Genomic DNA, 12,764 nt, shown 5'->3' on the forward strand with positions numbered 1-12,764 from the left:
GCGGTACAATAGGCACGCCACCGAGACAGAAGAGGGCGCGCCACGGGAGAAAAAATGGGGCGCGCAACACTGATCGGCTTTTCGGCGGTCGCCATGTGGGCGCTTTTGGCGCTGCTCACCGATGCATCCGGCAAGGTGCCGCCGTTCCTGTTGTCGGCGATCACCTTCTCGATCGGCACCGGGGTTGGGCTTGTCGCGCGGCTGTTCATGCCGGCCGCCGACAAGAGCCAGAAAATACCGCCACAGGTCTGGGTGATCGGCATTGCCGGTCTATTCGGCTACCACTTTTTCTATTTCACTGCTTTGCGTAGCGCGCCAGCGGTGGAGGCGAGCCTGATCGCCTATCTGTGGCCGTTGCTGATCGTGCTCGGTTCGGCGCTGATGCCGGGCGAAAAACTGGCGTGGAACCATGTCGTCGGCGCGCTGCTCGGCCTTGCCGGCACCGTGCTGATCGTCACCAAGGGCGGTGGGCTGGCCTTTGATGCGCGCTACGCCTTCGGCTACGCCATGGCCGCCGTCTGCGCCGTGCTGTGGTCGTCCTATTCGCTTTTGTCGCGGCGTTTCCCGTCGGTGCCGACCAGCATCGTCACCTGGTTCTGTGCGGCGACCGCCGTGCTGTCGCTCGTCTGCCATCTGGCGCTGGAACAGACYGTGCTGCCGGWYGGCGCCGGCCAGTGGCTGGCSGTGCTYGGCCTYGGSCTGATGCCGGTGGGYGCSGCCTTCTACGCCTGGGACATCGGCGTCAAGCGCGGCAACATCCAGGTGCTGGGTGCCGCAAGCTATGCCGCTCCGTTGCTGTCGACGCTGGTGCTGATCGCGGCCGGCGTCGCGGAACCGTCGCTTCGCATCCTTGCCGCCTGCGTGCTCATCACCGGTGGTGCGGCCCTGGCGGCAAGATCGCTGTTCCTGGGCAAGCCGGCCGCGGCTGAAAGCGGAGCCGGGGCATCCGAAAGCGGAGCCGGGGCATGACGATGCCGTTTSCCGGYGGTATCGAYGCCAACGCCAATGCGACGCTKRTSTTYTCGCTGGTGGCGGCGGYGATCTAYGCYTTCACGCTGGGYATGCMGCCGASSCTYGCCCGCTCCGCGGCAAAGACGCTTAGCGTCGCGATGCTTGCCGTGCTGGTGGCGCTGCAAGGCGGCCCGCTGCTTCTGGTCACCGCCCTTGCGCTCAGCGCGGTGGGTGACGCCTTCCTGTCGCGCGACGGCGAGAAGGCGTTTCTTGGCGGGTTGGCGAGTTTTCTCATTGCCCACATAGTCTATGTCGCACTGTTCCTGCGCAGTGGCGGCGGGTTGGGATTGCTTGGTGCCGAATCCTGGCGCGGGGCGATCGCGCTGGCATTGGCTGTGTTCGTGGTCGTCATGCTCGCAGCGCTCTGGCGTCGCGTCGGCCCCAGCTTGCGCATCCCGATCGCCTGTTATGTCGTCGCAATCCTGGCGATGGGCATGGCGGCGCTGACCACCAACAGCGTCTGGGTCATCGGCGGCGCGGTGCTGTTCATGGCCTCGGACGGGTTGCTGGCCACGGAGAAGTTTCTGGTCGCGGCCATCTCGCCTCATCGTGCGTGGATGCGATTTGCGGTCTGGGTTTTGTACTATGCTGCCCAAGTGGCGATCACGCTCGGGTTCCTGTTGGGCTAGGATTTGCCGTCGAATTCGACGAAACCAATGCTGATGATGCTCAGTGGTTAACTACTGCTCACTGCGCCAGCATGGAACGCAGTGTCAGGTAAATCATGTATAAGGATCCACCGAGAGAGCTGAGAAGAATCATCATGAGCAAGCGCCTTTGAAGCGTCGGAATATCATTCCATTCCCGAAACAACTTGCATACGTAGAAGATTGAATACGCTGCAAAGGACACGCTCATTACGAATAGTGCGACAAAGATGCTCTTCGGATAAATAGGCCGGATCAGAAGGCCTGCTACGCCAACTGCAGAAAAGGCGGCAATGAGCACTTTGTTTCGCATAGGCAGCCGATAATCAATCATATCGGCATGGCCTCAATGGGCATCAGGTGCGTAGCCGGATCGGCCAACATGGCTGGCAGATGTTGGTTGCACCAGAGTTTAAATGGCGCACCTTTCGGGATCATTCTCCCGGCTCCCAGCCCGGTTCGGCCAGTTCGAAGGCGGCGAAATCAAAACCCGGCGCGACAGTGCAGCCGACCAGCGTCATTCACCGAAGCTGCGCGCCGATTGCCACCAACCTGCCGGCACGACGATCTGCGGCCGTTCGCCCGCCGCGAGCCCGATGCCGAGCACCTGCTCGATCACGGTTGACCCTTCTTCCCACATGGACAGCGCCAGCGGCGCGCCGGCATGGAAATGCCAGACCTCGGCGGCATCCTTGACCCGATGCCAGGCCGAAAGCTGGTGCTGTTCCAGCAGGAAATAGATGGCGGTCGAATGGCCGCGCGCACCCCCGGCTTCGTCGCGAAAGGTTTCCGCGTACCAGCCGCCTTCAGGATGCGGCTTCAGGCCAAGCGTTGCGATGATTTCGGCTGAGCTGGTCATGGTCTCCGAAATCCCCCGGGGTTCAAAAATTGTCCTTGCGCTTACGGATCTCGGCGAACACCTCGGCATCCCCAGCCTTCTCCAGCCCAAGATGCTTGCGGATCGCCGGATCGTGCCAGCGCAGGAAGGGATTGGTCGACAGTTCTTCGCCGATCGTCGTCGGCAGCGTCGGCTTGTTGTCGGTCCGCAGCGCCTCGATCCGGGCGGAACGCTCCTTCAGCGCCGAATTGGTCGGGTCGACGGTCAGCGCAAAACGGGCGTTGGCGAGCGTGTATTCGTGGCCGCAATAGATAACGGTATCAGCGGGAAGTGCGGCAAGTTTCTTCAGCGATTCGTACATCACCGGCGGCTTGCATTCGAACAGCCGCCCGCAGCCCAGCGCAAACAGCGTGTCGGCGGTGAAAGCCACTTTCGATGCCGGCAGATGGTAGGAAACGTGGCCGGCGGTGTGGCCGGGGGTGGCGATCACCTCGATCCGTTCATCGCCGAGATGCAGGACGGAGCCCTCTTCGACGGTTTCGTCGATGCCTGGAATCTTGGCCTTTTCAGCCTCCGGGCCGACGATGCGCAGCTTGAAGCGCTCCTTCAGCGCCAAATTGGCTTCGACATGGTCGGTATGGTGGTGCGTGGTCAGGATCATCGTCGGCGTCCAGCCGGTGCGCTTGACCGCGGCCAGGATCGGCGCCTCCTCGGGCGCGTCGATGATCGCGGTCTGCCCGCTTTTGCGGTCATGCACCAGCACACCGAAATTATCGCTGCGGCACATGAACTGCTCGATTTCGACCGCCATCGTATCTCTCCATTGTCGCCGCAGACATAGGGCGCCAGCGCGCGGATGTCATCCCGGAGATGACAAGTGTCACTCCGGAGATGACAAAGTCACTCCCGGAGATGTCGATAGCCTTCAGGGCCTTTTGTTGAAACCTACCGATATCACGGCTACATCCCTGACATGCATTCCGACATCGTCGACCTTCGCTCCTTCTATTCGACAACGCTCGGCCGGTTCGCCGAGCGCTCGATCACCATGGCGCTGTCGTCGATCTGGGCCACTGTCCCCAATGAACGGCTGGTCGGGCTCGGCTATACGCTGCCCTGGCTGGAGCGTTTCGGCTCCGATGCCGAGCGGGTCTTCGCCTTCATGCCGGCGACGCAGGGCGCCGTGGTCTGGCCGGCGACGGGGCCGACGGCGACAGCGCTGGTCTTCGACGAGGAACTGCCGCTGGTCGATTCCTGCATCGACCGCATGCTGCTCGTCCATTCGCTCGAACATGTCGAAAACCCGCGCGAGACGCTGAACGAGATCTGGCGGGTGCTGTCGCCGGCGGGACGCGTCGTCATCGTCGTGCCCAACCGGCGCGGCGTCTGGGCGCGCTTCGAGCATACGCCGTTCGGCAATGGCCGGCCTTTTTCACGTGGCCAGCTTACCGAGTTGCTGCGCGAGGCGAATTTCACGCCCGCTTCCTGGTCGGATGCGCTGTTCTTCCCGCCATCGCGGCGTCGCTTCATGATGCGCTTCCACAATGTGCTGGAGCGTGCCGGCCGACGGCTGTGGCCGATCTTTTCCGGCGTCATCGTCGTCGAAGCGCAGAAGCGGCTCTATCAGGGTGTGCCGGTCGCCCAGCGCGCGTCCCGCCGTGTCTTCGTGCCGGTGCTGTCGCCGCATGGCGCGACTAGGCTCGGCCGCCGGGCCGAGGCCGCAGGCGCGGCAGCGCCGTCCCACCAGGTGAAACCTTCGTGATCAAGGCGGAAACTTTCCTCGTGCGGCATTTTCCCGACCTATCTGTCTCGCGGACTGGTTGACGGCGGCGGCCGTCGGCTCTCTTCATCCGGTTTCAGCATCACACCTGAAGGCAAGGACCTCTGACATGGCTGATCAACTGGACAATCAGGCCACCGTTCAGCCGGTCGCCGTGGCCAGCAGCCTGCGCGATCAGGTGGCGACGATCAAACGGGCGCTGGTGGGATCGCCGGTTCGCAAGTGGTTGCTGTGGACGTCGGTCGCCATCATGGCTGTCATCATCGCGACGTCGATCGGCCAGGTCCTGCTCAACCGCTGGAACCAGCCYTTCTACGACGCGCTCGCGCGCCGCGACATGGCGGCCTTCCTGCACCAACTTCTCGTCTTTGCGATGATCGCGGGCGGGCTTCTGGTGCTCAATATAGGCCAGACCTGGCTCAACCAGATGATCCGGCTGAAGCTGCGCGAGGCGCTGACGCTGGACCTGATCGATCAGTGGATGCGGCCGGCGCGCGCCTTCCGGCTGGCCAATGCCGGCGCCATCGGCGTCAATCCCGATCAGCGCATGCAGCAGGATGCAGCGCATTTGTCCGACCTGTCGACCGATCTCGGTGTCGGGCTGTTACAGTCGCTCATCCTGCTCGTGTCTTTCGTCGGGGTGCTGTGGGAACTGTCTTCAGGCTTCGTCTTCCACGTCAATGGCTGGTCGCTGGCCATACCGGGCTACATGGTCTGGGCGGCGTTCCTCTATGCCGGCATCGCTTCCTGGCTGAGCTGGCTGGTCGGGCGACCGCTGATCAGCCTCAACAGCGACCGCTACACGCGCGAAGCTGAGCTGCGCTCCTCGATGGTGCGCGTCAACGAGAATGTCGATGCCATCGCGCTCTACCATGGCGAAGCCGATGCCAGGCAACGGCTCGAACTCGACCTCGGCACCGTGCTGGGCGCCATGCGGCGCATCTACACCGCGCAGATCAACCTGTCTTGGGTGACCGACACCTATGGCTGGATCACCGTCGTGGCGCCGATCCTSGTCGCCTCGCCGGTCTATTTCKCSGGCGACATCAGCTTTGGCGGGCTGATGATGGCGGTCGGCGCCTTCAACCAGGTCCACTCKTCSYTGCGCTGGTTCRTCAACAAYATCGGCRGCATCGCCGACTGGCGCGCSACGCTGATGCGSGTCGCCGAYTTCCGCATCGCGCTSGMYGAAACSGAYGTGCTGCACGAYACSGAAAAACGCATCACCTTCGATCAAAACGCCAATGGCAGCCTGACCTTCGAGAAGCTCCAGGTGGCCTCGCCGGAGGGCTGCACAAAACTCTCCGACCAGCATGTCGAAATCCGCCCCGGCGAGCGGGTGATGATCACCGGCGAGCCGGGCGCCGGCAAGACGCTGTTCTTCCGCGCCATTGCCGGKCTKTGGCCGTGGGGMAGCGGCAAGATCGGCCTGCCGGCGAGAGAAACCCTCATCTTCGTGCCGCGGGTGCCGTATTTGCCGGCCGGCACGTTGCGCGAGGTGCTCAATCACGCGAACGGGCATGCGCCGGCCAGTGATGCCGACATTGTGGCGGTGCTGGCCGAGGTCGGCCTGGAACGGCTGTCGTCGTCGCTCGACCGCGTCGGGCGCTGGGACCATGAGTTGGGCGATGACGAACAGCGCCTGCTGGGCGTGGCCAGGCTCGCCCTGCGGCAGCCGAAATGGGTGATCATCGACGAAGCGATGGATGCGTTCGACGGGCCCGCACTGCGCCGCGTGCTGGCGATGCTGGAAAAGCATCTGAAGGGAGCCACGATCATCAACATCGGCCGTGGCCAGCACAACAATCAGTTCTTTCCGCGCGGCCTGACGATCGTGAAGGATTCCGGTGCGCCGGCGCTGAAACCTGCCCGCGTCAGGGCTGGCGCCATCGATCCGCCGCCGGCTGCCGCCCGCCGCAGGAAGTAGGCTGCTTTCTCTGGTTGTGCCCAAACCTTATTTCGCCGTGATCGCAATGGAAGATTTCCCGGAGAAACAACCCCGGCATTGACCATGCTCGATGCGCTGCGCCTGCTTGCCTGCCTTGCCTGCGCCCAGGCAGTTCCCGTCGCTTCATCGCCGGATGCGCCGGTCGTTGATGTCAGGCTTGTGCTGGCGGTCGATATCTCCCTGTCGATGGACGAGAAGGAATTCGCGCTGCAACGTGCCGGCTATGTCGAGGCGCTGCGGCATCCCGATTTCATCCAGGCCGTCCGCTCCGGCAATACGGGCCGCATCGCGCTTGCGTATTTCGAATGGGCCGGCACGGTGCGCGACGACGCGGTCATCGGCTGGCAGATCATCGACAGCACGGAGAGCGCCAACCGCTTTGCCGACAAGGTGGCGGCGCGCCCGTTCCRGAGTTTTCGCGGCACGTCGATTTCCACCGCACTTGCCTTCGGCGCCGGGCTGTTCGACAGGACGGATTTCGCCGGCGAGCGCAGCGTCATCGACATATCGGGCGATGGCCCCAACAATATCGGGCCGCCGGTCACCGCGACGCGTGATGCTGCAACCGCCAAAGGCATCGTCATCAACGGCCTGCCGATCCTCATCAACCCATCGACTACCTTCAGCCATCTCGACCAGTATTATGCACAGTGCGTGACCGGCGGCCCCGGCTCCTTCGTGCTGCCGATTTATGCGGCCGCCGAATTTTCCACCGCCATCCGGCGCAAGCTGATCCTTGAAGTGAGCGGCATTCAGGACAAGGCGAGGCTCACCCCCGTCGACGCGGACGCACCGATCGACTGCCTGCAAGGCGAGCGCGACAGGCGCTTCCTATCGGATCCGTATTTCCCGGAACTCGACCGTTGAACTTGCAACGGATTCAGGCAGGCCGGGCGCCGCACTTGTTGCGAAACTCGGTGTAGAGATCGCGGCGCCAACGCCGGCCATAGACATAGCCGTTGACCAGTTGCGGCAGCGAGTAACCAAGCTCCTTGGAAGACCGGTTGGCCATGTACCCGGCAAATGCCTCGGGCAAACGGCCCCTGAGAATATCGGCAATAAGCTGGCGCGAGATCATGTAGGGGGGAATGTGCGGGTAGGCGTGGGCAATATGCGGATGCTTGCCCATCAGATTTGCATAGGCTTCGACATAGCCGTCGCGGCGGCCTGAAATCGAATTCTCAGAATTGTGTTTCGTCCAGTCGAGATCTCCGGACAGTTGCGCGCCGAAGCGCCGGGCGAGGCGCAGCAGCAATTCCCGATCCTGCATCCGGGTGATGTCGCTGTCATAGCCGCCAATGGCCAGCAAGGCCTCGCGGCGGGCCGATATCGCCGAGCCGGCGATGAAGATCGTTTGCGCCACAAGCGTCCGCTCCAGCATCGCCGGGCTGACGAATGCCTCGGGGTTGATGCAGTTGGTGGTGCGGCCGCTCTTCAAGGAGACGAACGAACTGAGCAGCACCTGAAGCGCGGGATTGTCATCGAACCACGCCAAGGTCCGTTCGAGCCGGTGCGGCATGTAGACATCGTCGGAATCGAGAAATGTCACCACCGGTGCCCGCGCACGTTCGATGCCGGCATTCCTGGCAGCGTTGGCGCCTCGCCATTTCGCACCGACATAGATCAGCCGCGGGTCGCTGATGCGGGCCAGCGCCGCCTCGGTGCCGTCGGTGGAACCGTCGTCGACGACGATGTGCTCAAGCCTCGGCATGCTCTGCGAAAGGACGCTTTCGACGGCGCGCAACACCGTTTCGCGCCGGTTGTGCGTCGGCGTGATCACCGTGATAAGGGGTGCCGTATCCTGGGCCTTGGCCATTTCAGCTATGCCCGACATAAAGAGGCACGAATTCCGGTTCGTCCCTGACCAGGCCAAGCGCCATGGCCGCCTGGCCAAAAAAGACCAGCGTGCAAAAGACCAATCCGACGGCCAGGGCAAACGGAATTTGCCAGACGGGCATGCCGAGCTGCGTCGCATGCGCTATGATGCGGCCACTCACTCGCCGGGACATCGAAAACCAACGCCTTGTTGCCTTCACCACCCGTGCGGTTCGCGACGGCGATTCCAGAGCCACATACTTCCGGTCCGCATCGCGGCCGGTGACCAGCGCGCGCCAGAAGAAAAACCGCCAGCCGCGCGGAGGATAGTGGCTGGCCCGGGCATCGACCCGGACGAAGTCATGTCCGCTCTTTTTGAGCTGGCTGGTGAGCAACGTGCAGGAAACCTTGAAACCATTGCTGGCGGGATAGGGGTGGCTGGCCAACCAGTCTCTGCGAAAAGCGCAATTGTTGGCGTTCATCGCCCGTCTGGAAGCGAAACGTTGATCCCCGTCGCGCAGCGGGAAGAACCAGAGGAGTGCAAAGGTGCGCGAGGCGAAATCGTCACAGCTGAGATAGGTGTAACCGTTCACGGCGATCGTCTTTGGATCCTGTAGCGGCTTGAGGAGCGCCGGCAGCCAGCCTGTCTCCATGACCGTGTCGGAATCACAGAAAACCACGACGTCGCCGGTGGCCAGTCCAATGCCCGCGTTCTTGATCTGATAGTACCGGCTGCCGGTGCTGGCGCAGAAGACCATGTTGGCAACGGCGCCAAGTTGCGGAACAAGCTCGGCCAGACGCTGCTGAAGAAGCGGCGTTTCGGCAGCTTGTCCGCTGTGAACGACAATAACCTCCGGCTTGGGGTATTGATCGTGCGTCGTTGCGCCTTCTATTTCCCGCGCCAAAGCGCGAAACGAAACGCCAATCTCATCTTCGTTGATGGATTTGGCATTTTCCATTTCGACTACGATTGAATAGGTCTGGGATTTGCGTTCCATGCCCCGCCCAAAGCATTACGTTCGGCGCGACGCTACAAAGAACATCTTCGTATGTCATCCCACGATGCGAAATACGGCCGACCTGAAAGGTCGAATTTCAGATTTCGCGCCCCAATAGCAACACGTTAGCAGGTCGGAAGGAATGCAGTTCCGCCTGATCGAGGACTGATTCGGTCGCAGCGTCGATATCGCTCCTATTATCTCAGGCGTAATCGAAGTCCGTCACTTCCTTTGGCAACCTGCAGTCATGAGGCCGGCAAATCGGCCTCGATCGACAAGGGAGCTACGTCATGACCGCTTACGCCGTTGCCCATATGCGCCAAGTGACAATGTGCCCGCAGATCGTCGAATATCTGCACAAGATCGATGCCACGCTGGAACCTTTCGGCGGCCGTTTCCTGGTGCATGGCGGTGACGTGGAGGTGATCGAGAACGGCTGGCCGGGCAACCTCATCATCATCGAGTTTCCCGACCGGCATCAGGTGCGCAACTGGTACAATTCGCCAGCCTACCGGGCGATCCTTCCACTGCGCACCGATAATTCGGACTCCGACGTAATCATCGTTGACGGTGTCGAGCATCCGCACAAGGCTACAGATGTGCTTGGCTAGACGTGCCGTACCCTATCGCTTCAGCAAGAACACCGCCTGCTGGCCAAAGAAATTCCAGAACCACCAGGGCATCGACAGGCCGATCTTCTGGCCAGCGGCGTCGAGCGCGGTCGCTTTTTCCACCGTCGCGCCGAGCTCCTCGCACAGATTGACGAAGTCGCGGATGGTGCAGAAATGGATGTTGGGCGTGTCGTACCAGGAATAGGGCAGGTCCTGGGTGACCGGCATGCGGCCCTTGACGAACAGCGACAGGCGCACCCGCCAATGGCCGAAATTGGGGAAGGAGACGATCGCCCGGTCGCCGATCCTGAGCAGCTCGTCGAGCACCAGCTTCGGGTTGCGGGTGGCCTGCAAGGTCTGCGACAGGACGACGAAGTCAAAGCCCTTGTCGGGATAGAATTCGAGATCCTTGTCGGCATCGCCCTGGATGACGGAGAGGCCGCGCGCCACGCATTCGTTGACGCCGCGCTGCGACAGTTCAAGCCCGCGGCCGTCGACCTGCTTGGTGTCCTGCAGCAATTCAAGCAATGAGCCATCGCCCGAACCGACGTCGAGCACGCGGGACTGCGGCGGGATGAGGTTGGCGACGACCTCGAGGTCGACGCGCTGGCTGCCGTTGACGCTCATGATGTGAGCCCTCTCGCCCGGGCCGCTGAGCCGATGAAGCCGTTGATGGCGGCAAACAGTTCCGGCTCGTCGAGCAGGAAAGCGTCATGGCCGCGATCGGTCTCGATCTCGACGAAGGAGACCGAGGCTCCGGCTGCATTGAGGGCATGCACGATGGAGCGGCTTTCTTCCGTCGGAAACAACCAGTCCGATGTGAACGACACCAGGCAGAAGCGGGTYTTGGTGCCGGCAAARGCATCCGCCAGCCGGCCGCCATGGTCGGCGGCGAGGTCGAAATAGTCCATGGACCGCGTCATGTAGAGATAGGAATTGGCGTCGAAGCGGTCGACGAAGGTCATGCCCTGGTGGCGCAGATAGCTTTCGATCTGGAAGTCGGCATCGAAGCCGAAAGTCAGATGGTCGCGGTCCTGCAAATTGCGGCCGAATTTTCGGTGCAGGGCGGCTTCCGACAGGTAGGTGATGTGGGCGGCCATGCGCGCCACCGCCAAGCCCTTTTCGGGGCGCTTGCCGTGCTCGAAATATTTGCCGCCATGCCAATCCGGATCAGCCATAACGGCTTGTCGGYCGACCTCGTGGAAGGCGATGTTCTGCGATGAATGGCGGGCGCCAGTGGCGATCGGCAGCGCTGAAAAGACACGCTCCGGATAGCACGACGCCCATTCCAGCACCTGCATGCCGCCCATCGAGCCGCCGAGCACGCAAAACAGTTTCTCGATGCCGAAATGGTCGATCAGCATCTGCTGCGCGCGCACCATGTCGCGGATGGTGATGATGGGCAGGTCGAGCCCATAGGGTTTTCCGGTGGCTGGATTGGTCGAGGCTGGGCCGGTGGAGCCCAGGCAGCCGCCGATGACATTGGAGCAGATGACGAAGAAACGGTTGGTGTCGATGATCTTGCCGGGGCCGATCAGCACTTCCCACCAGCCCGGCTTGCCGGTCACCGGGTTGGTGTTGGCGACATGCTGGTCGCCGGTCAGCGCATGGCAGACAAGGATGGCATTGGAGCGGGCATCGTTCAGCGTGCCATAGGTCTGATAGGCGATCTGGAACGGCGACAAAAGCGTGCCGGCATCGAGCTTGAGCGGCTTGTCGGACCCGAAGCGCAACACCGGGCTCGACGGCTGGTCGGCCTCGTTGTTGGTCTTTCCTGCGCGCAGAGCGGCCATTCTCGTCTCACTTGCTGCATCATATCAGGCGAAAAATCGCCGACGATGCGTCCGTCCGGCCGGCCGCGGACAATAAAAAACCGGCATTGCCATTCGCAAAGCCGGTTACGTCACGCAAACGGCCCTTTAGCGAATTGTTTAACGTGGCTGCAAGCCGACCGGCCAAATCACCACGGAACTGTCGCTGTCCTTCTAGAACTCGCCCGCCCTGCCGTCAATGCCGGCATCTGGGCCGGCTGCTGGCACCACTGCCGCCTCTCGACATTGCGGGCCATGGCTTGTATTTCCGCAGCGGCCTCCCGATGGAGGCATTTTCGACGGATTTTGCAGAAATGAACAAGACACTGGATCAGGCACGGCCAACCCCGCGCGCGGGCATCATGGACATCGACGCCTATGTGCCCGGCAAGAGCGCCGCACCCGCCGGTGTCGCCAAGGTCTACAAGCTGTCGTCGAACGAGAACCCGCTCGGTCCGTCACCGAAGGCGATCGAAGCCGCACGTGAGGTTGCCGCCAAACTCGACATCTATCCCGACGGCACCGCCAAACGGCTGCGCGAGGCGATCGCCGAGGTGCACGGCCTCAACGCGCAGAACATCATCTGTTCCAACGGTTCCGATGAGATTCTCGGGCTTTTGGCACAAATCTATCTCGCGCCCGGTGACGAAGCGATTTTCACCGAACATGCCTTCATGGTCTACAAGATTTACATCCAGTCGGCCGGTGCTGCGCCGGTCGCGGTCAAGGAGACTGACGAGCGGGCCAACATCGATGCGATCCTGGCCGCCGTCACGCCGCATACGAAAATCGTGTTCCTGGCCAATCCCAACAATCCGACCGGCACCTATGTGCCGTTCCAGGAGGTGCGCCGCCTGCATGCCGGCCTGCCCAGGCATGTCCTKCTGGTGCTSGACGCGGCYTAYGCSGAATATGTCCGCCGCAACGACTATGAAGCCGGCATCGAACTGGTCGGCAGCACGGAGAACGTTGTGATGACCCGCACCTTCTCCAAGATCGGTCTTGGTGGGGCACGGATCGGCTGGATGTATGGTCCGATGCACATCGTCGACGCCATCAACCGCGTGCGCGGTCCCTTCAAYGTCAAYGCGACGGCRATCGAGGCTGGCATYGCCGCSAYCCGYGACCGCGMCCAYGTYSAGCGCAGCGTGGCGCACAACGARACCTGGCTYRCCTGGCTGAGCCAGGAGWTGACCRGGCTYGGGCTGCGGGTGACGCCSAGCGTCGGCAATTTCSTSCTCATCCAYTTTCCCGACGACCGGAAGCATTCGGCGGCGGCGGCCGACGATTACCTGACCGCGCGCG

Annotated in this window: 13 protein-coding genes, 1 pseudogene and 1 riboswitch; of the genes and pseudogenes, 7 read left to right on the plus strand and 7 right to left on the minus strand. The window is 62.4% G+C overall.

The genetic code is table 11. The features are described 5' to 3' along the window. The first annotated feature begins 54 nt into the window (after positions 1 to 54). Both yddG and AC1DX0_RS21165 read left to right on the plus strand, forming a co-directional pair. Positions 55 to 969 (plus strand): aromatic amino acid exporter YddG, encoded by a 915-nt coding sequence (gene yddG / locus AC1DX0_RS21160; protein WP_477356727.1) that lies wholly within the window; start codon positions 55 to 57, stop codon positions 967 to 969. Next, a complete protein-coding gene (locus AC1DX0_RS21165) occupies positions 966 to 1,640 on the plus strand; it encodes a lysoplasmalogenase family protein (protein WP_477356729.1) in 675 nt (224 codons plus the stop codon). The genes yddG and AC1DX0_RS21165 overlap by 4 nt, the downstream gene beginning before the upstream one ends. 58 nt (positions 1,641 to 1,698) lie before the next feature. On the opposite strand, the gene AC1DX0_RS21170 is transcribed toward AC1DX0_RS21165, so the two are convergent. The 3 genes and pseudogenes from AC1DX0_RS21170 to gloB form a co-directional block, all read right to left on the minus strand. Beyond that, a complete protein-coding gene (locus AC1DX0_RS21170) occupies positions 1,699 to 1,992 on the minus strand; it encodes a hypothetical protein (RefSeq protein ID WP_477223327.1) in 294 nt (97 codons plus the stop codon). A 100-nt stretch (positions 1,993 to 2,092) separates the two neighbouring features. Continuing rightward, a pseudogene (locus tag AC1DX0_RS21175) lies at positions 2,093 to 2,517 on the minus strand (cupin domain-containing protein). Between the two features lie 22 nt (positions 2,518 to 2,539). Further along, positions 2,540 to 3,307 carry a hydroxyacylglutathione hydrolase gene (gloB, locus tag AC1DX0_RS21180; RefSeq protein ID WP_477223328.1) on the minus strand — a complete coding sequence of 256 codons (768 nt, stop codon included), beginning with the start codon at positions 3,305 to 3,307 and terminating at the stop codon, positions 2,540 to 2,542. Between the two features lie 162 nt (positions 3,308 to 3,469). On the opposite strand from gloB, the gene AC1DX0_RS21185 reads away from it, so the two are divergent. From AC1DX0_RS21185 to AC1DX0_RS21195, 3 genes are all read left to right on the plus strand, one after another. Beyond that, positions 3,470 to 4,258, plus strand: coding sequence for a class I SAM-dependent methyltransferase (locus AC1DX0_RS21185; protein WP_477223329.1), 789 nt, complete (start codon positions 3,470 to 3,472; stop codon positions 4,256 to 4,258). A gap of 127 nt (positions 4,259 to 4,385) precedes the next feature. Further along, complete coding sequence (locus AC1DX0_RS21190) at positions 4,386 to 6,203, plus strand: ABC transporter ATP-binding protein/permease (RefSeq protein WP_477356731.1); 1,818 nt, start codon at positions 4,386 to 4,388, stop codon at positions 6,201 to 6,203. A gap of 84 nt (positions 6,204 to 6,287) precedes the next feature. Then, positions 6,288 to 7,091, plus strand: coding sequence for a DUF1194 domain-containing protein (locus AC1DX0_RS21195; protein WP_477356737.1), 804 nt, complete (start codon positions 6,288 to 6,290; stop codon positions 7,089 to 7,091). A gap of 13 nt (positions 7,092 to 7,104) precedes the next feature. On the opposite strand, the gene AC1DX0_RS21200 is transcribed toward AC1DX0_RS21195, so the two are convergent. Both AC1DX0_RS21200 and AC1DX0_RS21205 read right to left on the minus strand, forming a co-directional pair. Then, on the minus strand, positions 7,105 to 8,040 hold the full coding sequence (locus AC1DX0_RS21200; RefSeq protein WP_477223331.1) for a glycosyltransferase family 2 protein: 936 nt from the start codon (positions 8,038 to 8,040) through the stop codon (positions 7,105 to 7,107). A 1-nt stretch (position 8,041) separates the two neighbouring features. Beyond that, entirely contained in the window at positions 8,042 to 9,037 is a 996-nt protein-coding gene (locus AC1DX0_RS21205) for a glycosyltransferase family 2 protein (RefSeq protein ID WP_477223332.1), read from the minus strand. A 290-nt stretch (positions 9,038 to 9,327) separates the two neighbouring features. Here AC1DX0_RS21205 and AC1DX0_RS21210 point away from each other — a divergent pair, with 290 nt between their 5' ends. Then, the gene (locus AC1DX0_RS21210) at positions 9,328 to 9,648 is read left to right on the plus strand and encodes a DUF1330 domain-containing protein (RefSeq protein ID WP_477223333.1); all 321 of its coding nucleotides are present in this window, start codon (positions 9,328 to 9,330) and stop codon (positions 9,646 to 9,648) included. 12 nt (positions 9,649 to 9,660) lie between these two features. On the opposite strand, the gene metW is transcribed toward AC1DX0_RS21210, so the two are convergent. Next, positions 9,661 to 10,275: a methionine biosynthesis protein MetW gene (gene metW / locus AC1DX0_RS21215; protein ID WP_475456822.1), complete on the minus strand. Its 615-nt coding sequence runs from the start codon at positions 10,273 to 10,275 to the stop codon at positions 9,661 to 9,663. Then, positions 10,272 to 11,441 carry a homoserine O-acetyltransferase MetX gene (metX, locus tag AC1DX0_RS21220; RefSeq protein WP_477356733.1) on the minus strand — a complete coding sequence of 390 codons (1,170 nt, stop codon included), beginning with the start codon at positions 11,439 to 11,441 and terminating at the stop codon, positions 10,272 to 10,274. The genes metW and metX overlap by 4 nt, the downstream gene beginning before the upstream one ends. 106 nt (positions 11,442 to 11,547) lie before the next feature. Continuing rightward, a riboswitch (SAM riboswitch) is annotated at positions 11,548 to 11,625 on the minus strand. A gap of 148 nt (positions 11,626 to 11,773) precedes the next feature. Here metX and AC1DX0_RS21225 point away from each other — a divergent pair. Continuing rightward, positions 11,774 to 12,764: pyridoxal phosphate-dependent aminotransferase (locus AC1DX0_RS21225; protein ID WP_477356735.1), on the plus strand; the 991-nt coding region annotated here is incomplete at its 3' end.

Source organism: Mesorhizobium sp. P3_A9 (genome assembly GCF_056402975.1).

Bases quoted from the DNA above. Each gene is read 5' to 3' on its own strand.
- metW (WP_475456822.1), bottom strand. From the start codon at position 10,275: ATGAGCGTCAACGGCAGCCAGCGCGTCGACCTCGAGGTCGTCGCCAAC.
- AC1DX0_RS21170 (WP_477223327.1), bottom strand. From the start codon at position 1,992: ATGATTGATTATCGGCTGCCTATGCGAAACAAAGTGCTCATTGCCGCC.
- gloB (WP_477223328.1), bottom strand. From the start codon at position 3,307: ATGGCGGTCGAAATCGAGCAGTTCATGTGCCGCAGCGATAATTTCGGT.
- AC1DX0_RS21185 (WP_477223329.1), top strand. From the start codon at position 3,470: ATGCATTCCGACATCGTCGACCTTCGCTCCTTCTATTCGACAACGCTC.
- AC1DX0_RS21205 (WP_477223332.1), bottom strand. From the start codon at position 9,037: ATGGAACGCAAATCCCAGACCTATTCAATCGTAGTCGAAATGGAAAAT.
- AC1DX0_RS21210 (WP_477223333.1), top strand. From the start codon at position 9,328: ATGACCGCTTACGCCGTTGCCCATATGCGCCAAGTGACAATGTGCCCG.
- AC1DX0_RS21200 (WP_477223331.1), bottom strand. From the start codon at position 8,040: ATGGCCAAGGCCCAGGATACGGCACCCCTTATCACGGTGATCACGCCG.